This is a genomic window from Hymenobacter terrigena, from assembly GCF_054776515.1.
Genome location: NZ_BAAHBU010000002.1, coordinates 272,151 through 294,130, shown reverse-complemented (window position 1 = coordinate 294,130; position 21,980 = coordinate 272,151). Strand labels below are relative to the sequence as shown.

General features: G+C 58.8%; 20 protein-coding genes. 13 read left to right on the top strand and 7 right to left on the bottom strand.

Features of this window, described 5'->3' with window-relative positions; translation table 11 throughout:
• The first annotated feature begins 12 nt into the window (after window positions 1-12).
• Window positions 13-1,623, top strand: a complete 1,611-nt coding sequence (locus tag ACYU7Q_RS08175; protein WP_460608952.1) for a SusD/RagB family nutrient-binding outer membrane lipoprotein — start codon at window positions 13-15, stop codon at window positions 1,621-1,623.
• A 73-nt stretch (window positions 1,624-1,696) separates the two neighbouring features.
• Here the strand turns inward: ACYU7Q_RS08175 and ACYU7Q_RS08170 are convergent, their stop codons facing one another.
• The 3 genes from ACYU7Q_RS08170 to prfB form a co-directional block, all read right to left on the bottom strand.
• On the bottom strand, window positions 1,697-3,127 hold the full coding sequence (locus tag ACYU7Q_RS08170) for a RagB/SusD family nutrient uptake outer membrane protein (RefSeq protein ID WP_460608951.1): 1,431 nt from the start codon (window positions 3,125-3,127) through the stop codon (window positions 1,697-1,699).
• A gap of 13 nt (window positions 3,128-3,140) precedes the next feature.
• Window positions 3,141-6,386 carry a SusC/RagA family TonB-linked outer membrane protein gene (locus ACYU7Q_RS08165; protein WP_460608950.1) on the bottom strand — a complete coding sequence of 1,082 codons (3,246 nt, stop codon included), beginning with the start codon at window positions 6,384-6,386 and terminating at the stop codon, window positions 3,141-3,143.
• Window positions 6,387-6,669: 283 nt separating this feature from the next.
• Window positions 6,670-7,747, bottom strand: a protein-coding gene (prfB, locus tag ACYU7Q_RS08160; RefSeq protein WP_460608949.1) for a peptide chain release factor 2 whose coding sequence is annotated in 2 segments (ribosomal slippage) — window positions 6,670-7,686 and window positions 7,688-7,747 — 1,077 coding nt in all. Because the reading frame shifts where the segments join, the coding sequence is not laid out codon by codon here.
• 227 nt (window positions 7,748-7,974) lie between these two features.
• Between prfB and ACYU7Q_RS08155 the strand changes: the two genes are divergently transcribed.
• From ACYU7Q_RS08155 to ACYU7Q_RS08145, 3 genes are read left to right on the top strand one after another with little or no spacing between them, the layout of a single operon-like run.
• Complete coding sequence (locus tag ACYU7Q_RS08155; protein ID WP_460608948.1) at window positions 7,975-8,349, top strand: CZB domain-containing protein; 375 nt, start codon at window positions 7,975-7,977, stop codon at window positions 8,347-8,349.
• Window positions 8,350-8,379: 30 nt separating this feature from the next.
• Window positions 8,380-9,939 (top strand): sensor histidine kinase, encoded by a 1,560-nt coding sequence (locus tag ACYU7Q_RS08150; protein WP_460608947.1) that lies wholly within the window; start codon window positions 8,380-8,382, stop codon window positions 9,937-9,939.
• Window positions 9,940-9,994: 55 nt separating this feature from the next.
• Complete coding sequence (locus tag ACYU7Q_RS08145; RefSeq protein ID WP_460608946.1) at window positions 9,995-10,438, top strand: response regulator; 444 nt, start codon at window positions 9,995-9,997, stop codon at window positions 10,436-10,438.
• Between the two features lie 6 nt (window positions 10,439-10,444).
• On the opposite strand, the gene ACYU7Q_RS08140 is transcribed toward ACYU7Q_RS08145, so the two are convergent.
• Both ACYU7Q_RS08140 and ACYU7Q_RS08135 read right to left on the bottom strand, forming a co-directional pair.
• Window positions 10,445-11,020, bottom strand: coding sequence for a ribonuclease HII (locus ACYU7Q_RS08140; RefSeq protein WP_460608945.1), 576 nt, complete (start codon window positions 11,018-11,020; stop codon window positions 10,445-10,447).
• A gap of 80 nt (window positions 11,021-11,100) precedes the next feature.
• Window positions 11,101-11,343 carry a hypothetical protein gene (locus ACYU7Q_RS08135; protein ID WP_460608944.1) on the bottom strand — a complete coding sequence of 81 codons (243 nt, stop codon included), beginning with the start codon at window positions 11,341-11,343 and terminating at the stop codon, window positions 11,101-11,103.
• Between the two features lie 450 nt (window positions 11,344-11,793).
• Between ACYU7Q_RS08135 and ACYU7Q_RS08130 the strand changes: the two genes are divergently transcribed.
• The 9 genes from ACYU7Q_RS08130 to ACYU7Q_RS08090 all read left to right on the top strand — a co-directional run bounded on the left by ACYU7Q_RS08130 (window position 11,794) and on the right by ACYU7Q_RS08090 (window position 21,089).
• Window positions 11,794-12,372: an NUDIX hydrolase gene (locus ACYU7Q_RS08130; protein WP_460608943.1), complete on the top strand. Its 579-nt coding sequence runs from the start codon at window positions 11,794-11,796 to the stop codon at window positions 12,370-12,372.
• A gap of 101 nt (window positions 12,373-12,473) precedes the next feature.
• Complete coding sequence (locus tag ACYU7Q_RS08125; RefSeq protein WP_460608942.1) at window positions 12,474-13,298, top strand: lysophospholipid acyltransferase family protein; 825 nt, start codon at window positions 12,474-12,476, stop codon at window positions 13,296-13,298.
• A 28-nt stretch (window positions 13,299-13,326) separates the two neighbouring features.
• Window positions 13,327-13,614 carry an Asp-tRNA(Asn)/Glu-tRNA(Gln) amidotransferase subunit GatC gene (gene gatC, locus ACYU7Q_RS08120; RefSeq protein WP_168671800.1) on the top strand — a complete coding sequence of 96 codons (288 nt, stop codon included), beginning with the start codon at window positions 13,327-13,329 and terminating at the stop codon, window positions 13,612-13,614.
• A gap of 34 nt (window positions 13,615-13,648) precedes the next feature.
• Window positions 13,649-16,405 (top strand): tetratricopeptide repeat protein, encoded by a 2,757-nt coding sequence (locus ACYU7Q_RS08115; RefSeq protein ID WP_460608941.1) that lies wholly within the window; start codon window positions 13,649-13,651, stop codon window positions 16,403-16,405.
• A gap of 12 nt (window positions 16,406-16,417) precedes the next feature.
• Complete coding sequence (locus tag ACYU7Q_RS08110; protein WP_460608940.1) at window positions 16,418-17,137, top strand: ABC transporter ATP-binding protein; 720 nt, start codon at window positions 16,418-16,420, stop codon at window positions 17,135-17,137.
• Between the two features lie 40 nt (window positions 17,138-17,177).
• Complete coding sequence (locus tag ACYU7Q_RS08105) at window positions 17,178-17,726, top strand: ATP:cob(I)alamin adenosyltransferase (RefSeq protein WP_460608939.1); 549 nt, start codon at window positions 17,178-17,180, stop codon at window positions 17,724-17,726.
• A 184-nt stretch (window positions 17,727-17,910) separates the two neighbouring features.
• The gene (locus ACYU7Q_RS08100) at window positions 17,911-18,975 is read left to right on the top strand and encodes a branched-chain amino acid transaminase (protein ID WP_460608938.1); all 1,065 of its coding nucleotides are present in this window, start codon (window positions 17,911-17,913) and stop codon (window positions 18,973-18,975) included.
• Between the two features lie 191 nt (window positions 18,976-19,166).
• Window positions 19,167-20,270: a glycine cleavage system aminomethyltransferase GcvT gene (gene gcvT, locus ACYU7Q_RS08095; RefSeq protein WP_460608937.1), complete on the top strand. Its 1,104-nt coding sequence runs from the start codon at window positions 19,167-19,169 to the stop codon at window positions 20,268-20,270.
• A gap of 99 nt (window positions 20,271-20,369) precedes the next feature.
• Complete coding sequence (locus ACYU7Q_RS08090; protein WP_460608936.1) at window positions 20,370-21,089, top strand: 2-phosphosulfolactate phosphatase; 720 nt, start codon at window positions 20,370-20,372, stop codon at window positions 21,087-21,089.
• A gap of 41 nt (window positions 21,090-21,130) precedes the next feature.
• Here the strand turns inward: ACYU7Q_RS08090 and ACYU7Q_RS08085 are convergent, their stop codons facing one another.
• Both ACYU7Q_RS08085 and dtd read right to left on the bottom strand, forming a co-directional pair.
• Window positions 21,131-21,457 (bottom strand): nucleotide pyrophosphohydrolase, encoded by a 327-nt coding sequence (locus ACYU7Q_RS08085; protein WP_460608935.1) that lies wholly within the window; start codon window positions 21,455-21,457, stop codon window positions 21,131-21,133.
• Window positions 21,458-21,480: 23 nt separating this feature from the next.
• A complete protein-coding gene (dtd, locus tag ACYU7Q_RS08080) occupies window positions 21,481-21,927 on the bottom strand; it encodes a D-aminoacyl-tRNA deacylase (RefSeq protein WP_460608934.1) in 447 nt (148 codons plus the stop codon).
• Window positions 21,928-21,980 lie beyond the last annotated feature (53 nt).

Below are 21,980 nucleotides of genomic sequence, written 5' to 3'. Positions count from 1 at the left end.
CCGCTCATGTTTATGAAACCAGCACTTAAGTTACTCGCAGCAGGGGCGTTTGCATTGGCCGTCGGTGGTTGCTCAAAATTCATCGACATCAACGACAACCCCAACGCTCCCACAGTTGTGAAGCCCGATGCCCTCCTGGCACAGGCACTGGCCATCACCGCTGCCAACTACAGCGGCGGCCAGGGGGCCATTGCGCCCAACAACCAGAACTACAACAGCTACGCCAGCTTTGCCGCCGATTACTGGGGCAAATCGGGCGTGGTGAGCGGTTTCGGCGAAGAACGCACCTACAACTACTCGTCGTCGTACTACGGCAACCTGTTCAGCTTCACTTACGACAACCTCAACGACTACAACATCATTCAGCAGCAGGGCACTGCCCAGGGCTACCCATTCCACGCCGCCATTGCCCGCATCATGAAAGTGTATAACTTCCAGCTGTTGGTAGACGAGTACGGCGACATTCCCTACTCACAGGCCTTGCAGGCTGCCAGCAATGTTACCCCCACCTACGACAAAGCCGATGCCATCTATAAAGACTTCATCGTGCAGCTTGACGGGGCCATCGACGACATAAATAAAGCGACGGCTGCCCCCGGTTCGCAGCCAGTAGGGGCGGAGGACATTGTATTTGGCGGCAACATGACCAAGTGGAAGCAGTTTGCCAATAGCCTTAAGCTACGCGTGCTGCTTCGGGAGTCGCAGGTGCCGGCCCTGGATAGCTACGTGCGCACCGAAATGGCCCGACTCCAGGCCGCACCCGACGGCTTCATTGACGCTGATGTAGTTGTGCAGCCGGGCTATACCCAGAGCACCAACCAGCAAAACCCGCTCTGGAATCGGTACGGACTCACGCCCTCGGGCTCGAATACCACGGAACGAAGCTACCAGATTCCGACCAACTACATCATCGCCCAATACGTCGACAACAACGACCCGCGCGTTTCCCAACTCTATGCCCTCGGCAGCCGGACTGTGAACGGCGTGACGACCAATACCTACGTCGGGACTGATGCTGGCGAGAGTGGCCCGCCCTCGTTCAACGGTAATCTAGTGGCTTCGCGCTTCCTCCTCAACGGAGGAATTCTGAAAGGCTTCAATGCGCCAACGCCGCTGATGCTGCTGGCCGAACACTTGTTTTCCAAAGCAGAAGCCGAATCCCGGGGCTTGTTCGCCGGCGGCGACGCTGCCGCCAAGGCCGACTTCCTCAATGGCATTAAGGCTTCCTTCGTGTATTTCTACCGGTCGGCCACGGGCAGTGTCAACCCCTTGGCGAGTTCAACCGCCGGCGTGGCCGAATACAATACCTACATCGCCGCCAATGCTGCCAACCCCCTCGTAAACTACGACCTGACCCCATCCTCAGGGGCATTAGGCAAACAGTCGGTTATCATCTACCAGAAGTACCTGGCCATGAATTCCGTCGCCAGTACCGAAGCCTGGGATGATTACCGCCGCACCGCCCAGCCCAAAATTCAGCCCTCGCTGGAATCTGCTTCCCCACGCCCCGACAAACTGCCCACCCGCCTCTTGTATCCGCTGAGCGAGGTGAGCACCAACGCGGCCAACATTCCAGCAAACGTGGACCAGTACACAAAAATCTTCTGGGATGTGGTAGACTGATTCATGTGCTCATGGCACATTAAAAAAGGGCTGCCAATATTGGCAGCCCTTTTTATTTATCAAGCTCTAACCACTAGAACTTATCCCAGAACAGCTTGCTGGTTACTTTATCGCCGCCCATTGCGGAGGAAGCAGTATTGTAATTAGCCGTGTTCAGGTTGGTCTCCGGAGTCGGATAAGTAAGACGCAACGGAATTGCGGTTTTTGCATCAGGTGGCGCCTGCAGGCCGGGAGTGTCAAGTCGACGCCATTCCGTCCAGGACATTACCGGCTGGTCGTAAAGCGAAATCCATTTCTGAAGGCCAATTTTCTGCTTGTAGGTGGTGCCGGGCGAAGTAGCATAGGCTACAGTCGGTTGCAACAAGTAGGTAGCGGCATCAGCCGGGCTACCACCCCATTCTTCAATGGAAGCAGTAACAGCAGCATTATAGTGGCCAGGAGTAGTGCCGCCCACGGCGTAGCCGCGAGCTACTGCCTCAGAAAGTAGGAATTCAACTTCCGAGTAAGACAGCAGTACGCCCGGCAGGCTGGGGTCACGCTGCTTGGCACCGGGCTCCGAATTGGAAGGCGCATCGTTGCTGGCTCCGTACTCCCCACCGATGTAGGTGCCGCCCGCCGTAGGCGTATTGAAGTAAGCAGCCAGACGAGGGTCATTGAAGGCCGCCAACGTATCGATGAACAGGCTGGTACCAACAAAGTCATGGCGGCCGCTCTGCACCAGGTCCTCATAGAGGGGGTTGGTGTTAGGCGGAGAGGCTACGAAGCTCAACTGGGCCTGCTCTCCGAGAGAGGTGAACACGTTCTTGGAAGCTTGCTCAGCCAGCGTTTTTGCCTTGGCAGGGTCGTCGTCAGCGATGGTCAGTGCCAGACGCAATTTCAGAGAGTTACCGAATTTCTTCCAGCTCGAGATGTCACCATTGTAAAGAATATCCTCAGTTCCCATGCCTTCAGCCGAAGCATCAAGGGCAGCAATAGCGGCATCTAGACGGGTAAACAGCGAGGTATAAATACCTTTGGCATCATCATACTTCGGCTGGGGCTTGCTGAAGTCCAGCGCTTCCGAATAAGGAATATTGCCATACGTATTTACCAGCGTAGACCAAGTGTAAACGGCCAGAATCTCCACGCAGGCCTGGCGGTTGCTCAGCACCTTCGCAGTTGCGAACTTGTCATTCGGAATTAAGCGTTTGGCTTCGTTCAGATTGCCAAGTACGGTATACAGGGCATCCCAAAAATTGCGGTCAATCTGCCGGGTTTTGATGTCGTAGTTCGTCTCATCGGGGTAAGTCGTCTCCGCCCAGTACTGTGAGTAGAGGCGGAAAGGGTTCTGGTTGACGTTGGTGCTTGTCACCTCACGGGTCAGCGACCGTTCGGCACCCGCAAATAATGCGGGGCCGGGTACCGTAGATGGGTTTTTAACGTCGACGTTGTACTCCTTCAGGTTATCAACGCAACCTGTCGCGACTAACAGCGACGACAGTGCAAACAAAGAAATTTTTTTCATTTCCGGTTAGAGATTAGAAGCTGAGGCGGAGGTTAGCTCCGATGGTGCGGGTAGTGGGGTACGCACCCCCCTGATAACCTTGGCCCAAGTTGCCCGAACTTACGATTTCTTCGGGGTCAGCGTCAGGCAGGTTCTTGTGGATAATCCACAGGTTGCGACCAATCACGGACAGGCTGGCGCCTTTCACGATGGCGAGGTGGTCGGTGATAGACTTAGGGAAGTTGAAGCTTAGGGCAACTTCACGCAGCTTCACGAAGCTGGCATCGTAAACGAAGGCAGCGTTGGGCTGACGGGCATAGCCAAATAGGCCGTAGTTGGTGTTGCTTACGCGCACCGTGTTCGGCGAGCCATCAGCTTTCACACCTGGCTGCAGGATACCACCGCTATTCGATGCATAAGTGCCATCGGGGTTGCGAACGATGGGCGAGCGCGACTCATTACCCAAATCGTTGAGGGCAGCCGTTTCGGGCTGCAGACCCGTAGCCAGGCCATAGTACCGGTCGAGCGAGAAGACCTGCCCACCCTGACGCATGTCAATCAGGAAGTTCAGCGATACAGATTTGTACGTAATGGTGTTGGTGAGACCACCGCGCCATTTGGGGTTAGGGTCAGCGATAACATTGTTGGGGCCGGTTTGCAGGTATTGGCCGTTGGTACCTACTACACGCTGACCGTTCAGGTAAACGTAGTCCGTGCCACGAATGGAGCCGAAAGGCTGACCAACAGTCGCGTTGGAAGAAACACCGCCCTGGTAGGTAGCGAGCACAATGTTGTCGACGCCGTTGAAGAGCGAGAGCACTTCGTTGCGGTTGCGGGCCCAGTTAGCCGAAATTCTCCAGTTGAAGTTATCCGTTTTTACCGGTACGGCGAAAGCCGTCAATTCAACACCGCGGTTGCGTACTTCGCCGGAGTTTACAATGCGGGCGCTGTAGCCAGTAGCTGTGGAAATGCGCAGCGGAATGATTTGGTTGATGGTGTTGGTCTGGTAAACCGTAGCTTCCAAGCCGAGGCGGTTTTCCAGAAATGCCAAGTCGATACCGGCTTCGCTGCTGCGCGTACGCTCGGGCACGATGTCTGGGTTGTTTTTGGTGCGGGGCAGGTAAGCAATAGCGGCATTACCCAAGGCCGGGTTCTGACGGTAGCTATCGAACAGATACAGTGGGGAAGCACCAGCACCTACTTCAGCATAGTTCACCCGGAGCTTGCCGTACGACAACCAGGGGGCGCTTTCGCGGAAGCTTTCGGAGAAGACGTAGCCCAGCGAAGCGGCGGGGTACACGAAGGCATTGTTGCCCGTGAGCAGCGTCGTCGTCTTGTCACGACGCACGGTCATGTCCAAGAACACACGGTCACGAAAGCCGAAGGTGGTGCTGGCAAATAAACCGTCGACGGCAACGCGGGTATCGGTTTCAGTAGGAGCGATGAGCGGCGAAACCGTGTTGGTCAAAGCGTACAGGTCGGGCAGAGCTAGGCCGCCGTTCGTCGAGGCATTGATGGACTGGTCGTAGATGCGGCGCATGTTGGCACCAATCAGGCCCTGGAACGAGAAGTTCTCGCTAATGGCTTTCTTAAAGTTGCCAATCAGGTCGTAGTTGAATTCGCGGTAGGTGTGGTTGTAGCGCGAATAGTAAGGTACATAACTGGCCTGGGTGCTGCCCAGTGCCGACCGCTCTTCCTGCAACTCGTCGTAGGAGTCCATCGTTACCCGGCCCAGTACGTTGAACCAATCAGCGAACTTATAGGTCGCGGCAACGTTGCCGAAGGTACGGTAGCGCGAGTCCTGCTCATAGTTCTTATAGCGTACGAAGTAGGGGTTGTTCCAGAAGATAGGCGAAAAATCACCGTTCTGGGGGCTGTTCAGGTTCCAGGTAGCGTTGGTCTGGTCGCGGTTGTAAGCGTCTTTCAGCTCCTTGATGTCCACGTTCGTCTCCCACCACTGGCGGAAGTTGGTCATGAGGTTTTCCGAGCCGTAGCCCGTGCCGTAACGGCCCAGACCAGCAATGCGGGTAAAGTTTACCGAGGCACTCGTCGTCAGTTTCGGAGTCAGGTTATACGAACCGCCGAAGTTGATGATGTCTTTGGTGATACGGCTGTTCGGCAGTACGCCGCGCTCTACGTTGTTGGTGTAACCCAACTTGAACGTTCCCTGGTCGTTGCCACCATCAGCCATGATGCTGTTGAGAGTTGATACCGAGGTTTCGAAAAAGTCAACCGGCGTGTTGGCAGCTGCTACCCAAGGCGTGGCCTGACCGAAGGTGGGCGAGCCGGGCGTGTAAGAGCCCCACTGGCGAACATTCAAGTTCGGGTTGAAGCGAGCACCGTAAGAAGCATCTTCCGATGAAGGAACTACCAAAGCACCCGATGCATCACTGTTGAAATAGGGGTTGCCAGCCGCGCTGTAGTAACGGCCGTAGCCAGCGCCATATTTGTCTTGGTACTTGATGAAGGTGCTCTTATCAATCTTGCCAGCGGTAATGCCCGAGTTTACGTTGATGTTAAAGCCCTTACGACCTTTCTTCGTCGTAATCAGGATTACACCGTTCGAAGCCCGCTCACCGTAGAGAGCAGTAGCAGCAGCACCTTTCAGTACCGTGGTCGAAGCAATGTCGTCGGGGTTAATGTCAGCGGCAGCGTTGCCGTAGTCATAGCCCGAAGAACCAGTTTGCTGAGCCGTGCTGTTGGTATTGGCGTTGCTAATCGGCACACCATCGACCACAAACAAGGCTTGGTTGTTGCCAAACAGCGACTTGGTGCCCCGGATTACCACGTTGCTCGAACCGCCCAGCGTGTTGCTTTGCGTGATGTTCAAGCCCGCAACTTTGCCGGATAGGCCGTTGATAGCGTTAGGGTTACGTGCAACCGTGATGTCGTTGCCCTCCACTTGCGTGGCCGAGTAAGCGAGCGAGTTACGAGTACGCTCTACGCCGAGAGCCGTTACCACAACTTCATTAAGTTGTTTGGTATCCGTCATCAGCGAGATGGAAATGTTGTTGGAGTTGCCAATGGCCTGCTCTTGCGAAGCATAGCCAATAAAGCTAAAAACCAGCGTTGTAGCAGTGCTGGGTACAGTCAGTGAGAATCCACCGTCCGCATTAGTGCTGGTACCCACCGTGGTGCCTTTGGCTAGCACTGTCACGCCGGGTAGTCCTTGGTCGGTGGCCCTGTCGGTCACCTTACCAGAAATGGTTCGGTCCTGCGCCTGGGCCTGCTGCAACAGGGCCATAACAAGCGCAAAAACCAACAATAATGATTTTTTCATGCGGTTAAAAGTTTGGTGAGTGAAAGGAAAAACAAGAAAACATTCTTGATGATGGCGGCAAGTATAGCATAAAAAAGTGTTAAAGCCGGCAGTATGGGCCGGATTGAATGCACATAAACGTACTATTATATCTATTTTGTATTGTCTTTTTTTTGCGCTGATTATGAGTGATTTATTGTTGGTGCTTTTGCATTTCACCTAGTGCATAAAGCTACGAAATCTACCGTTCACAATAGCATTGCCGAATGTCCATAAAGCAGGCATGCTAATCTAGGAGCATTGCTCAACTCTGCATCAGGAAGCCCTTGATAAACTCATCCAAATCCCCGTCCAGTACATTCTGCACGTCGGTGCGTTCGATGCCGGTGCGCAGGTCCTTGATGAGCTTGTAGGGGTGGAGCACGTAGTTGCGAATCTGAGAGCCGAAGTCGATGCGCTTCTTGGAGGCTTCCACCTTGTCGCGCTCGGCGTGGCGCTTGTCCATCTCAATCTGATAGAGACGCGATTTGAGCATGCGCAGGGCGTGCTCCTTGTTCATGAGCTGGCTGCGCTCAATCTGGACGGCGATGATGATGCCGGACGGCGCGTGGGTGAGGCGCACGGCCGTTTCCACCTTGTTCACGTTCTGGCCACCCGCGCCGCCGGCCCGGAACGTGTCCCAGGAAATGTCGGCGGGGTTGATTTCGATGTTGATGGTGTCATCAATCACCGGATAGGCAAATACCGACGCAAACGACGTGTGCCGCCGCCCGCTGCTGTCGAACGGCGACATGCGCACGAGGCGATGCACGCCGATTTCGCTCTTCAGGTAGCCGTAGGCGAAGTCCCCGTCAATTTCGAGCGAGGCAGACTTGATGCCAGCGCCTTCGCCGGGCTGGTAGCTGATTTGCTTCACCCCAAAGCCGTGGCTTTCGGCCCACATGATGTACATGCGCATGAGCATTTCGGCCCAGTCCTGGCTTTCGGTGCCACCCGCCCCGGGGTTGATGTCGATGATGGCCGAAAGTTGGTCTTCCTCGTCCGAGAGCATGCGCTTGAACTCCAGCGCTTCCACTTTTTTTAGGGTCGCGTCGTAGTCGGCCTGCATTTCGGCTTCCGACACGTCACCTTCCTTATAAAAGTCATAGAGGACTTCGGTATCGGCCAGCATCTGTTGTACGGCTTCGAAATCGTCGGTCCAGGTTTTAATCGGCTTGATTTCGCGAAGCGTGGCTTCGGCGGCTTTAGAGTCGTCCCAGAAGCCGGGGGCCGTGGTTTTAGCCTCGTAAGCGGCTAATTGTTCTTTGCGGGCATCGTAGTCAAAGATACCTCCTCAGGGCCTCGGCGCGGCCCTTCAAGTCCTTAATCTGGTCTTGGGTCATGGTGGGGGAAATGGTGAAAGGTGGCCGGTGGCAGCGCCAAAGGCTCACCCAGGAGAATGATTGAACCGCGAAAGTACCGAATTCCAAGGCGGCAACCCGTCGTGGCCTTATGGCGTATTTAGAGGTCAAGTCGAGTTTTTCGGCCTATTTCCCCATCTCACGGGGCAACTCCCGGTTTCGCGACAGGTGGTTTGCACCTTACTCTCGCTACCGGTATAGATTTTCCCATGACCACGGAAGACCTGAAACAGGATTTTGATTCCGCTCGCATCAAGCATGTACACTTTAAGAGCAAGCTGCGCTCTTTTCTTTTTGGTAATAGTGGCGACGAAGGCCCCCTGCGGGACCCCGAGCAATGTGGCTTGGGCCAGTGGATAGCAAACCGCATGCGCGGGGCCGGGGCGTATGCGCACCTACCCGAAGCCCGACAGTTTGACCAACAGCATGTGCTGATTCACAGGGAAGCTAGCCGGCTAATGGACCTCTACCTCGCCGGCCACGTACAGGAGGCAGGAGCGGGCTACGTGCCCCTGCAAGCCATTGCCGATGAAATGATGAGCCTGCTCCAAACCATGGAGACCAAGCTTCGTACCAAGGCCTGACCCGAAAGCGTTGCGCCCGCGCACCAGTGCATGAAAATAACCCTTACTACGAAGTTGTTTGCCGGATTTGTGCTGTTGCTGGCGCTGTTTGCGGTGATTGTCCTGTTCTCGTACAAGCTGGCAGGCCAGGTGTTGCGCAACTCCCGTCAAGTGGAAGCATCCCAGCACGTTTCGAACGAAGCCGTGAGCATGCTGCGCAATATCGTGGACATGGAAACCGGGTTTCGGGGCTACATTCTTATTGGCAATGAGTTGACGCTGGACACCTACTATGCGGGGGAGCGCGACTTGATTGGTCGGTTTTCGCAGCTGCGCACGTTGGTTGAAGAAAGCCCCGAACAGGTCCAGTTAATTGACCAGACCCAGCGGCTTTTTCAGCAGTGGCTGGGCTACAGCCATTTGCTGATTGCCGAAAAACGCGAAGCCCGCCGCCGCAATCCCTTGCAGCGCAGCCTGGACGACATGCCGCACCACCGCCTGGCCGAAACCCTCACGGGCAAGCAGCTCATGGACAACATCCGGTTTCGGCTAAATAATTTTGAGTTGAGGGAAGCGGCCTCCCGCAAGGCCATGCGCCGCCGCCTGAACGACAGCATCACCCGGGCCGAATGGCTATCAGTCGGGCTGGCCATTATGGCGCTGGTGCTGGGCCTGCTGTGGGCGCTCTACATCGTACGGACGTTTGCCCGGCGGCTGCGCGGGATGCTGAACCTGGCCCGGCGCATGGCCGATGGCGACTACGACACCCAGATTGTGGATAATGAGCAAGACGAAGTGAGCGAGCTAACGTCGGCCCTGAACGTGATGGCCCGCACCGTGGGGGCTAACATCAACCAGCTCGAAAGCCGCAACCAGGAGCTTGACCAGTTTGCCTACGTGGTGTCGCACGACTTGAAAGCCCCGCTGCGCGGCATCGAAAGCGCTTCCCGCTGGATTGAGGAGGACATGGGTAAGGACGCGCTGCCGCCGCACATCCGCGAGTTTCTGGACATGATGCGCCAACGGGTGCACCGCATGGAAAAGCTCATCAGCGGCATTCTGGACCTGGCGCGCGTAGGCCGGGTAGCGCAGGCCAACGAAACCGTCTTCGTACGTACCCTGCTGCGCGAAATCATCGACAGTCTGCACCTGCCCACCGGCTTCAAGGTCGAGCTGCCCTTCTTCCTGCCCACGCTCACCACCAATGCCGTGCAGCTCCAGCAGGTATTTACCAACCTCATCAGCAACGCCGTGAAGTACCACGACCACCCCGCGACCGGCACCGTGCACATCGGCTGCGACGACGCTGGCGAATTCTACTCGTTTTCGGTGGCCGATGACGGACCGGGTATCGACCCGGAATACCACGACCGTATTTTTGTCATCTTTCAGACCCTGACGGAGCGCGACACTTTTGAAAGTACCGGCGTAGGGCTGGCCATCGTGAAAAAAATTGTGGAGCGGCAGGGGGGGCGCATCAGCGTCAAATCGGCCGAAGGTCAGGGCGCTAAGTTTATTTTTACCTGGCCCAAGCATCCGCCCAAAACCAAAAATGTGGCCGCTGCGGTGGCCACGCCGGCCCTTTCCACCGTATCAACGTCAAATTTATAGCAGTTTCGCCCTGCTATTCGCGGGCATTTTCCCGCTGTTGCCAATTGCCTAGCCTATGTCCGCCGACCATCCCACGCCCAGCATCCTGCTCGTGGAAGACGACCAGATGGACGTGATGAACGTGCAGCGCGAGCTGCGCCGCCAAAACATCAACGTGCCCCTCATCCACGCCCGCAATGGCCGTGATGCCCTCCGCATGCTCCGTGGTGAGGGCAATGAACCCAAAATAGCCAAACCCAGCCTGGTGATGCTCGACATCAACATGCCGCGTATGAATGGCCTGGAACTGCTGGAAGTGCTGCGGTCCGACCCCGAATTCGTGAGCCTGAACGTCTTCATCATGACGACTTCCGACCTCGAATCGGACCGCCTGAAAGCGCAGGAACTGGCCGTGAGCGGCTACATCATTAAGCCACTTAGCTTTGATACCTTCGGCGAAGGGGGAACCAGTGTGGACGGATTCAGTCTTTTTCTGGACCTGCTTAAGTTAAAGGACTAACCTAGCTTACAGCAGCCGAAACCCCATGCGGTGGTGCGGGCTTGGCCCGTGCGCCTGAATAGCTGCCCGATGACTTGCCGTGGGGTAGCCCGCATTCTGTTGCCAGCCATATTCCGGGAATTCATCGGCTAGGGCCGCCATGTGCTCGTCCCGAAATGTTTTGGCCAGAATGGAAGCGGCCGCAATGTTTCGGTACAAACCATCGCCGCCGATAACGCAGGTGTGCGGGAAGCCGGCCATTGGCTTGAACCGGTTGCCATCAATCAAAAGATGCACCGGCTCAACGTTGAGCTTCGCTACGGCCCGGTGCATGGCCAGGTAGCTGGCCTGCGCAATGTTGATGCTGGCAATTTCCTCTACTGATGCCTGTCCTACTGCCCACGCTATGGCTTCGGCACAGATGACGGGGCGCAGGGCGTCGCGCCGTTTGGCGCTGAGTTGCTTGGAGTCGTTGAGAAAGCGCGGGGCAAAGTCGGGCGGCAGGATGACGGCGGCCGCGAAAACCGGGCCCGCCAGGCAGCCACGCCCAGCTTCGTCAAGGCCCGCTTCGAGGGCGTGGCCGGTGTAGGTAGCTGTTAGCAACGAAAAAGGGAGTGAGGGAGGAAAATAACCAGTGCAAAGTTACTTTCTTCCCTCACTCCCTTTTTGGCAGTGGCGGCTAATTAGTGGCTGCCGGCCGTGCTGCCCAGGCCCGTGGACGTGGGTTCGCCCCGGCGCTGGCCTTGGCTGTCGCGGGGACCTTCATCGATTTCCGTCTCCTCGTCGGTTGATACATATTCGTTAGTAACGGGGCCGAGGCCCTGGGTTTTCTGAGCCAGGTCGGCTTCGGCCTGTGCGTGCTTCAGGTTGAAAAGTGGGTCGTGTTCTTCCGGGGTGGGGTTTTGCTTGGAATTGGGCTTAGCCATAGGGAAAGTGCCGGCCGGGATGTATGCAGTCGGATTAACATGGTACGGCGGCCCACCCGCCAGGGTTAAGCCCGACAGGGACCCGATTCTCTACTACAAGCATGATAGGGCCCAGCCAGGGCACAAAAAAAGGTCGCCACCCGAGGGTGACGACCTTAAAGTGGCGGGTCTGGCTTTGGAGGTGTCTACCCCACCTTTTCAGCCAGAGCGCCGCCGCACGAGAGGTCCTTCCTTTCCACATTTCCAGCCCGTGCGGGGGTACTTATGGGTCAAAGCTACGAAACGAAAAGGGGGGAACGCAAGTAGTATTGGATTAATCTGGATATTTAAGCGGCCAACGGCATCTTTTTCACGGTGGATGGCGGGTAACCATCTGCGAACGGAAACTTCATGAAGGCCATTGCCAGCGTAATTTTGCGTTTTCTACTCCATAAATAACCACAGATAGCCATGCAATCCGAAAGCCGCCCTGATTTGGACGAAACTCATAATCCTTGGCACACGCTCAGTAGCGAAATCAAGTACCATAACCCGTGGATTTCGGTGCGCGAAGACCAGGTGCAGAATCCCGGCGGAGGTCGGGGCATCTACGGCGTGGTGACGATGAAGAACAAAGCGCTGGGCATTGTGCCCGTCGATGCCGAGGGCAACACTTGGCTGGTGGGCCAGTACCGCTACCCGCTGAACGAGTACAGCTGGGAGATTCCGATGGGCGGCGGCTTAGTAGAACTGGATATTCTGGAATCAGCCCAGCGCGAGCTCAAGGAAGAAACCGGCCTCACGGCGGCCCGCTGGACGCGCATTGCCCGTCTGCACACTTCTAATTCGGTGACCGACGAAGAGGGCTTCGTGTACTTGGCCGAAGACCTGACGCAGGGCGAGCTGGAGCCCGAAGAAACCGAAGACCTGCGCCTGTGGAAACTGCCGCTGGCCGAAGCCATCCAGATGGTGATGGATGACCGGATTACGGACGGTATCAGCGTAGCGGGCCTGCTGAAGGCGGAAAAAGTGCTGGCTGCCCGCGCTTAGTGGCGGGTTGGTGGGAGATTTTGCCACTGCCCAAGGGCTGTCGCTCCTGGCCCAACAGCTTTGCGCAACGCACAACGGCTGGCTAGCCTAACTTTGCTGCCATGCGCCATAAGCTTCGTTACCTCGGCCATCGCCTTTACACTACGTGGGCTACGTTCTGGTTCATCGTGCCGTTTGTGCTCACATACCCGCTACAATGGTATTTCAGCCGGCGACCCAATGGGGGAGAGGTGGTGCACGCCATAAACCGGTTCTGGTCGTGGCTCTCCATCACGATGTGGGGTGTGCCGGTAGAAGTAGTGCGCGAGAGCAAAGTCCCCAACCCACAGCCCAGCGTGTACGTGGCCAATCACGGCTCGTACATCGACATCATGATGCTGTTCAAGTACATCCCGGGGTTCCTGAATATGATGGGCAAGGCTTCGCTGGCGAAAGTGCCAGTGTGGGGCCCTATTTTCGGTCGCGTCTACATCACGGTAGACCGAGCCAGTGCCGTGAGCCGGGGCCGGGCCATGGTGGCCGCGCGACGCAACCTGGCCGAGGGCAAGAGCATTGCCATTTTTGCGGAAGGCCGCATTTCGCCCACGCCTGGCAAGGAGCTACTGCCGTTTCTGGATGGGGCCTTTCAGATGGCCATCGAGGCCGGGGTGCCCATTGTGCCGGTGGGCATGCCGCTGAACCACATGTTTATGCCCGACGTGGAAAAGGGCCTGCGCGTGCGCTACCACCGCCTCAAAATCGTTTTTCACCCGCCCATTCCTACCGCCGGCCTCACCCTGGCCGATATACCCGAGCTGAAAGCGCGGGTGTATGCCCAACTGGCTGCTGATTTTCTGCCCGAAGGCGCTGTAAAGCCCGGCCCCAGCACCTGGCGCCCCCCGGTGGCCGTTGCCCCGCCTAAGGAGCAGCGTCGCATCAACTCCTAATGCTTAACTCAAAACTCCTAACTATACAATGAGCACCGACCTTGGCACTTTGCGCGGCCTGGCCCACCTGGCCCGCCTTGAATTTGACGAAACCCGCGAGCAGCAGATGCTCGGCGACCTGAATAATATCCTGGATTTCGTGGCCCAGCTCGAAGGGCTCGACACGACGGGCGTGGAGCCGCTGGTGCACCTTTCGCAGGAAATTAACGTGCTGCGCGACGACGAAGCCCGCAACACCGTGAGCCACCAGGACGGCCTGCGCAACGCGCCCCGCAAGGATTCGGACTACTTCCGGGTGCCCAAAGTGCTGGAATAAGCTGGTGACGCCGCAATCTGTAAGCCCTCGCGCCGTGACGCGGCCCGGCTGGCTGGTCTGGCTGGCCGCGCTGGCCGTAGGCCTGACCATCTTTTATTATTTCACGGGCGAAAACAGCACCCTGCCCGTGCGGGAAGTGGCGCACCTGCAAGCCATGCCGCTGACGCTGGACAGCGTGGCGGCTGGACCGGTGCACCTGCCGGTGCAAGCCAGCAGCTTCATCGTGACCCTGACGCACGACGTGACGGGGCCGTTTACACAGCCGGTAGCGGCGGGCGTATTTCTGGTGCTGCTGGCGGTGGTGCTGGCCGGCTGGGTGGCGGTGGTGAGCACGCTGGCGCGCACGGCTTTTGTGGCGGGCATGGTGCCCATTATTTTCCTGCTGCTGTCGCTGAACACCGAGTCGCTGGGCATCTTCAATACCAGCGAGCGGTATTTCCTGTACCTGATGCTGGGGCTGGTGGGCGGCATCGGCTTCGCCCTGCACGCTTTCGCGGAGAATTGGCCGCTCTGGCGGCGGGCCGTGGTGATGGGGGCCGTGGTGGCCGGACTGAGCGTGTTGCTGCTTGCCCAAAGCCAGCTGCCCCTCGTGGATACCGTGTTGCAGCTGGGGGCTTATGCCACGCCGGCCGGCGCGGTGCTGGTGGTGCTGCTGGTGCTGTGGGTCGGCATCGAAAATATCCGGGCTTTGCTATGGTTCAATACCCAGGCCGAGCAGCCAGCGGGTCGGTTCGGGCTGCTGCCGTTTGTGGCGGCCAGCCTGCTCTACTTGGGCGCGCTGTTCCTATACGTTTGGAATGACGGCGCGCTGCAACTGCTGCCGGGCCTGAACCTCGACCCGCTGGTGCTGCTGCTGCCGGCCGTGGTAACCAGCTGGCTGGGGCTGCGCCTTCGCGCGCCCAGCTACGCGGCCTGGGTGCCGTATGCCCCGGGCATGGCGCAGTTGTATCCGCTGATAGTGCTGGGCGCAGCCGGGGCGCTGGGTTATGCGTTTGCCACAGCCAATACGCCTCTGCTGGTGGCGGCCCGCAGCTTTACGGGGCTGGCGCTGTTGCTGCTGGGAGCGCCGTTTCTGCTATATGTCGTCCTGAATTTTGCGCCGCTCATCCGGCAGCGGCTGCGGGTGTACAGGGTGGTATTTGAGCCGCGCCGGCTGCCATTTTACGCAGTTTATATTCTGGGGATTGGCGGGCTGGTTGCAGTGCAGTCGCGCCAGAATTTTCCGCTGCCCGACCAGGTGATGGCCGGGCAGTACAACTATCTCGGCGACCTCACGCGCCAGCAAAGCGAAGCCGCGCCCGACGACCTCAGCCTCGCCGGCCTGGCTGAGCGCTACTACGCCGAAAGCGGCGACGTGCTGTACCGCGCCAACCGGCACGCCGAATTTGGCCGGGCGGCAATTTTCCGCTTTCGGCAGCAGCGCCAGAACGAAATCAACTCCTTGCGCCGCGCCCTGCTGCGCGGGCCCGATGAGAAGGTTTCGCTGCGCCTGGCCACGCTCTATAACGAACCAGACGACCTGTTCGAAGGCCTCGATATTCTGCGCAGCGGCCTGAAAGCCCACCCGCGCAATGCAGCGCTGGCCGGCGATTTGGCCCAGCTCTTCACCCGCACCACGATAACGGACTCGGTCGCCTTCTACCTCGACAAAGCCGAGCAGCTGGCCCCCGGCAGCTATGCCAGTCGCACCAACCAGCTGGCCTTTTTATTGAGCCAGAACCTGCTGGCCGAAGCCCGGAAGCGCAGTGCCCAGCTGAATTTGAAGACCACGGAGCCAGCCCTGATGAGCAACTACACGCTGCTCCAGCTTCGGACCGCTCCAATGGAGCCTGCTCCCGCGGCTCCGGCCGCTGATGTGCAGGTGCTGGACGACGCCAGCTTTGCCCAGCTCTACCACGTTGTGCTGTGGGACGTGGCCCGACGCAAAGCCCAGCTTACGCCCGCCCTGCTTGCTCAATTGAACCGCTTGGCTACGCAACCGGCTAACGCCAGCTACTACGAGCAACTCGTGTTTCTGCAGGCGCTGGCGCGGCACGCGCTGGGGCAGGAACTGGTGGCGCGCCAGCTACTGTTGCCGCTGGCAACGGGCACCACGGCCACCTCGGCCTATTTCCAGCAACTGCTGGCACTATGGCAGCTCCAGCAGGGGCAGTATGCTACTGCCGCCGACCAGCTGGCCTTTGCCGCGTCGCACGGAGCTCCCCAGGCCGCCGAAATGCGGATATATGCGCTGGCCCTGAGCGGTAATGCCGACTCGGTGCGAGCGGCTACGGCACGGCTGCTGGTTTCGCCCGATTCGGCTCAGCAGCGGCAGGGGAGGCAAGCGCAGCAGTTGCTGGCGGTTGGCCGCCCGGTGCTGCCCGCCGATACCGCCGCTCGCGTGGGCATTGCTTGGCTGGCCGAAGCCCGGCGGGCCGAACAGCAGCGCAACGCCGCCGGAGCAGCCAAAAGCTACCAGCGCATTGTGCGCGAAGCTCCGTTCAATGCCCCGGCCGTTCTCGCAGCCGCTAACTTTTACACGCGCCGGCACGACTATACGGCCGCCTACGCTGCGCTACGCGCCGGCCTCGATGAAAACCCGCAGTCGCTGCCGCTGTTGAGCGCATACGTGTTGGCCGCCGCCGATGCCGGCCTCACCGAATACGCCGCCGATGCCCTGGCCCAACTACGCCGGCTGCTACCGCCCGATACTTATGCTACTTTAGCAACGGAGTATGCCGCCCATCAGGCAGCCCGCGCGGCGGCCGGGGCGTCCTTCTCCCAAGCGCCCGCTCCCTCACCTCTGCAATAAGCCCTCTGCTCCATGAATCCGAACGTTATTGAAACCACGGGCATCGCCAAAACTTACGTGATGGGCACCGAGGAAATCCACGCGCTGCGCTCGGTGAGCATCAAAATTCCGCGTGGCGAATACGTGGCGTTTATGGGACCGTCGGGCTCGGGCAAGTCGACGCTCATGAACATTGTGGGCTGCCTCGATACGCCCAGCAAGGGCCAGTACATCCTTAACGGGCAGGACGTGAGCCGCATGAGCGACAACCAGCTGGCAGAAGTGCGCAATAAAGAAATCGGCTTCGTTTTCCAGAGCTTCAACCTGCTGCCCCGCGCCAGCGCTTTGGATAACGTGGCCCTGCCGCTCATCTACGCCGGCCTGAGCAAGCGCGCCCGCACCGAGCGCGCCATGGAAAGCCTGCGCTCGGTGGGCCTAGCCGACCGCGCCTCGCACCGCCCCAACGAGTTGAGCGGCGGCCAGCGCCAGCGCGTAGCCATTGCCCGTGCCCTCGTCAACAACCCCAGCGTGCTGCTGGCTGACGAACCCACTGGCGCTCTCGATTCGAAAACCAGCCACGAAATCATGGACCTGTTTGAGGCACTGTATTCCAAAGGCAATACCATCATTATGGTGACGCATGAAGAGGACATCGCCCGCTACGCCCATCGTATCGTGCGCTTGCGCGATGGCTTGGTGGAGACGGATGAAATCAACCACGACGTGATGAAGCACGCCGTCGTCGGCCACTAAAAACGGTCGGTATTACCGTAATAAACCGTTTTCAAGCCCCATGAAAATCTACACCAAAACCGGCGACAAAGGCCTCACCTCCCTCATCGGCGGCACACGCGTGCCCAAGAGCAGCCTGCGCATTGAGTGCTACGGCACGGTGGACGAGTTGAACTCCCACGTTGGGCTGGTGCGCGACCAAGAGGTGAACGCCGGCCGCCGGCCGCTGCTGAAGGAAATTCAGGACCGGCTGTTCACCATCGGCTCGGCCCTGGCGGCCGACCCCGAGAAATCGAAAATGAAGCTGCCCGACCTGCACGCCGCCGATGTGACGCTGCTGGAAGACGAAATGGACCGCCTCAACCTTGATTTGCCCGAGCTGCGCGCCTTTATTCTGCCGGGCGGGCACCCGGCCGTAAGCCACGCGCACGTAGCCCGTTGCGTGTGCCGCCGCGCCGAGCGCCTCGTCATTCACCTCGCCGAAGATGCTTTTGTGGCCGAATTGGTGGTGGTATATCTGAACCGCCTGTCCGATTTCCTGTTTGTGCTGAGCCGGGCCATGGCCCACGAGCTGGGCGTAGAAGAAGTGACCTGGCAGGCCCGGCTGTGAACTGAAACAACCCCTTTAAACGTCATGCAGAACGAAGCCCAGCGGTACCGCTCTAGCCTTCGAGAAAGTCGTTGAGCCGATTGATTCAGGCCACCTGACGACCTTTGATTTCTTAATTACCCACACCCTCTCCAATTCCGTACTCGGAAAATCCCACCCACGCATACCCCGTAACTGCCTTTTTATGATAGACACTCTTCCGATTCACACGCAGCCAACCACGGCCTCGCGGCTGGCCACGCAGGACTTCGAGCACCTCGAATTCGGCAAAGTTTTCGCTGACCACATGTTTGTGGTGGATTACCGCGACGGCGAGTGGCAGGACGCCCAGATTTTGCCCTACGGCGACCTCTCGGTGAGCCCGGCCAACTCGGCCCTGCACTACGGCCAGGCCATTTTTGAGGGCATGAAGGCCTACCACCAGACCGATGGCGGCGTGGCCCTGTTCCGCCCCCTCGACAACTGGGCGCGCCTCAACGCCTCGGCCGAGCGCATGTGCATGCCGACCATCCCGGAAGAGCTGTTTATGCAGGGTCTGCGCGAGCTCATCAAGCTCGATGCGGGCTGGGTGCCCACCGGCGCTGGCAGCTCGCTATACATCCGCCCGTTTATGTTTGCCACCGATGGCTTCATCGGTGTGCGGCCCTCGGAGGCGTACCGTTTCGTGATTTTCACCTGTCCCGTGGGCCTGTACTACAACAAGCCCCTGCGCGTGCGCTTCGAGCAGAAGTACGTGCGCTCGGCTGAGGGCGGCGCGGGCTACGCCAAGAACGCCGGCAATTACGGCGCGGCCATGTACCCCACCAAGCTGGCCCAGCAGGAGGGCTACAACCAACTTATCTGGACTGACGCCTCGGAACACCGCTACGTTGAAGAATCGGGCACGATGAACGCCATTTTCGTGATTGATGGCCGCGTGGTGACGCCCGCCCTCAGCACCAGTATCCTCGACGGCGTGACGCGCCGCAGCGTGCTGGCCCTGGCCCACGACATGGGCCTGCCCGTGGAGGAGCGCAAAGTGAGCAGCCGCGAAATCATGGAAGCCCTGGTTGCCGGCAAGCTGGAAGAAGCTTTCGGCGCCGGCACGGCGGCGACCATTGCGCCAATCGCCGTTATCGGCTACGAAGGCCACGACTATGAGCTGCCCGAAGTTGGCCCCAATGCCTTCTCGAAGCGCGTAGGGGCGGCCCTGGATGCCATCCGCACCGGCGAAGGCGCCGACGTGCACAACTGGATGGTGGCCGTGTAATTGTAGCGTGGTCGTACCCGGTAGGGACGCTGCGAGTCCGCGCCTGAACGAAACGCCATGCGCGGACCCGCAGCGTCCACGCTACAGGAAAAGCCGCTTCGCATAGAAGCGGCTTTTCTTTTTTGCCCCACCTTTGCAGCTCCAAACGCATTCCCACTCACGCAGCCACTCCGCTACTCAGTCACTCTTCTATGACCGTTTCCCTGAAAACCGTTACCCTCGACAGCAAGCACCGCGAGCTGGGTGCCAAAATGGTGCCTTTCGCCGGCTACGACATGCCCGTGCGCTACTCCTCCGACCTCGATGAGCACCACACCGTGCGCCGCGCCGTAGGCATGTTCGACGTGTCGCACATGGGCGAGTTTCGTCTGCGCGGCGCCCAGGCCCTCGACCTTATCCAGCGTGTGACCAGCAACGACGCCAGCAAGCTCACCGACGGTAAAGCGCAGTATTCGTGCCTGCCCAACCATGACGGCGGCATCGTGGACGACCTGCTGGTGTACAAGCTGGCCGATGAAGACTACTTGCTGGTAGTCAACGCCTCCAACATTGAAAAAGATTGGAACTGGATTCAGCACCACAACACGCAGGGCGTGGAAATGGAGGATATTTCGGACCGCACCAGCCTGTTTGCGGTGCAGGGGCCGAAGGCGCAGGCCGCTTTGCAGTCGCTTACCGACGTGGACCTGAGCAGCATTCCCTACTACTCCTTCGTGCAGGGCACTTTTGCCGGCGCGCCCGATGTCATCATTTCGGCCACCGGCTACACCGGCGCGGGCGGCTTCGAGCTTTACATCCCGAACGAAAGCGCCGCCATGGTGTGGGATAAAATCATGCTCGCCGGTCAGCCCTACGGCATCAAGCCCATCGGCTTGGGCGCACGCGATACGCTCCGCCTCGAAATGGGCTACTGCCTCTACGGCAATGATATTGACGACACGACGTCGCCCCTCGAAGCCGGGCTGGGCTGGATTACCAAATTCACCAAGGAGTTCACCAACTCCGAAAACCTGAAAAAGCAGAAAGAAGCCGGCGTGACCAAAAAGCTGGTCGGCTTCGTGATGGATGGCCCCGGCATCCCGCGCGGCCACTACGAGCTGGTAAATGCCGACGGCCAAAAAATCGGCGACGTGACCAGCGGCACGCAGTCGCCCTCGCTCAGCAAAGGCATCGGCCTGGGCTACGTGAAAACCGAATTTGCCGCCCCCGGAACCCAGATTTTCGTCCAGATTCGCGGCAAAAACATGCCCGCCACGGTGAGCAAGCTGCCGCTCACGAAAGGCACCGAAGAATAGCGTTAGGAGTTGCAAGTCAGGAGTTAAGAGTTGACAAAGGACTCTGAGGTCTCCAACTGTCAACTCTTAGCTCCTGATTTCTAACCCTTAACTGAAAAAGTGCCCAAACTAGATATCTGCTTCTCTCCCGAGCTGCTTCCCCTTTATGATTTGCGCGGCAAGGTGGCCGTTATCGTGGATATTCTGCGGGCTTCCAGCACCATCGTCACGGCGCTGGGGGAGGGCGTGACACACGTTTTTCCGGTGGCTTCGCTGGACGAATGCAGCGCTTACGGCCAGCAGCACGACTGCCTGACGGCCGCCGAGCGTGACGGCATAGCCGCCCCCGGCTTCGACTTGGGCAACTCGCCTTTTGGCTTTCTTGATGCCGCCCGGCCGGTGCGGGGCCGCGCCCTCACCATCAGCACCACCAATGGCACGGCGGCGCTGCGCCGCTCGCTGGCGGCCGATGCGGTAGTAGTCGGCAGCTTCCTGAACCTGGCGGCCGTGGCCGATTTTGCCCGCCGCCAGCAGCGCGATGTGCTGGTGGTGTGTGCCGGTTGGAAAGGTCAGTTCTGCCTCGAAGACACCGTATTCGGCGGCGCGCTGGCCGAGCGACTGAGCGCCGATTTCGACGTGCGCAGCTCCGATGCCGCGCTGGCGGCGCTAAACCTATGGGAACAGGGCAAGGGTGATTTGTCGGCGTATTTGCTGCAATCGGCCCACGTCCGGCGGCTCAACTCGTTGGAAGCCAGCAAGGATTTTGAATTTTGCCTGCGAATTGATTCTTACGCCGACGTATTGCCGGTGTGGGAAAATGATAGGCTGGTGCCAGCTTAATTGCTTGTCATGCTTCACAGCGTTCGGAATGACAGTTTGGGCTACTTCAGCTTCTCGTTATCCTGATGGCGCTGGCTGTCGCGCTGGTTTTTTTTGGCCAGGTTGCGGGTCATCGCCTCGGTGAGGTTGACGCCGGTTTGGTTGGCGAGGCAGATGATGACGAACAGCACGTCGGCCAACTCATCGCCGAGCTCACGGCCTTTGTCTGATTCCTTGAACGACTGCTCGCCATACTGGCGGGAGATGAGGCGGGCCACTTCGCCCACTTCTTCGGTAAGGATGGCCATGTTGGTGAGCTCGTTGAAATAGCGCACTCCCGTGGTCGTAATCCAGGTATCGACGGTTTTCTGGGCTTCTTCGAGGGTCATAATGAAAAATTAAAAGGCGGAATTTAGGCCGGCGAATCGAGCACGATGGTCACAGGGCCGTCGTTGAGCAGGCTGACTTTCATATCGGCCCCGAAGACGCCAGTGGGCACGGGCTGGCCCAACTCGGCGGCTACCATGGCCACAAACTGCTCATAGAGCGGCTCGGCCACGGCGGGCGGAGCGGCTCCGATGTAGCTGGGCCGGTTGCCCTTGCGGGCATCGGCCAGCAGGGTGAATTGGCTCACCACCAAAACTTGCCCGCCGGTGTCCTGCACGCTACGGTTCATCTGGCCGTTTTCATCGCCGAAAATGCGGAGCTGCACCAGCTTACGGCACATCCAGGTGAGAGAGGTGGAATTATCGGTAGGAGCAAAGCCGGCCAGTGCCAGCAGGCCGGCACCAATCTGGCCCGTAACCTGCCCGTCGACGGTGACCGAGGCTTGGCTGACACGCTGAATAACGAGACGCATATTTTTTTTCTAACTGAGAATGGGTAAAGCCAGGCGTTGCGCCGAATGTTGCG

Bases quoted from the DNA above. Each gene is read 5' to 3' on its own strand.
- ACYU7Q_RS08135 (WP_460608944.1), bottom strand. From the start codon at position 11,343: ATGGCTAAGCCCAATTCCAAGCAAAACCCCACCCCGGAAGAACACGAC.
- ACYU7Q_RS08130 (WP_460608943.1), top strand. From the start codon at position 11,794: ATGCAATCCGAAAGCCGCCCTGATTTGGACGAAACTCATAATCCTTGG.
- ACYU7Q_RS08085 (WP_460608935.1), bottom strand. From the start codon at position 21,457: ATGACCCTCGAAGAAGCCCAGAAAACCGTCGATACCTGGATTACGACC.
- ACYU7Q_RS08100 (WP_460608938.1), top strand. From the start codon at position 17,911: ATGATAGACACTCTTCCGATTCACACGCAGCCAACCACGGCCTCGCGG.
- ACYU7Q_RS08110 (WP_460608940.1), top strand. From the start codon at position 16,418: ATGAATCCGAACGTTATTGAAACCACGGGCATCGCCAAAACTTACGTG.
- ACYU7Q_RS08125 (WP_460608942.1), top strand. From the start codon at position 12,474: ATGCGCCATAAGCTTCGTTACCTCGGCCATCGCCTTTACACTACGTGG.
- ACYU7Q_RS08175 (WP_460608952.1), top strand. From the start codon at position 13: ATGAAACCAGCACTTAAGTTACTCGCAGCAGGGGCGTTTGCATTGGCC.
- dtd (WP_460608934.1), bottom strand. From the start codon at position 21,927: ATGCGTCTCGTTATTCAGCGTGTCAGCCAAGCCTCGGTCACCGTCGAC.
- ACYU7Q_RS08165 (WP_460608950.1), bottom strand. From the start codon at position 6,386: ATGAAAAAATCATTATTGTTGGTTTTTGCGCTTGTTATGGCCCTGTTG.
- ACYU7Q_RS08145 (WP_460608946.1), top strand. From the start codon at position 9,995: ATGTCCGCCGACCATCCCACGCCCAGCATCCTGCTCGTGGAAGACGAC.
- ACYU7Q_RS08170 (WP_460608951.1), bottom strand. From the start codon at position 3,127: ATGAAAAAAATTTCTTTGTTTGCACTGTCGTCGCTGTTAGTCGCGACA.
- gcvT (WP_460608937.1), top strand. From the start codon at position 19,167: ATGACCGTTTCCCTGAAAACCGTTACCCTCGACAGCAAGCACCGCGAG.
- ACYU7Q_RS08155 (WP_460608948.1), top strand. From the start codon at position 7,975: ATGACCACGGAAGACCTGAAACAGGATTTTGATTCCGCTCGCATCAAG.
- gatC (WP_168671800.1), top strand. From the start codon at position 13,327: ATGAGCACCGACCTTGGCACTTTGCGCGGCCTGGCCCACCTGGCCCGC.
- ACYU7Q_RS08105 (WP_460608939.1), top strand. From the start codon at position 17,178: ATGAAAATCTACACCAAAACCGGCGACAAAGGCCTCACCTCCCTCATC.
- ACYU7Q_RS08150 (WP_460608947.1), top strand. From the start codon at position 8,380: ATGAAAATAACCCTTACTACGAAGTTGTTTGCCGGATTTGTGCTGTTG.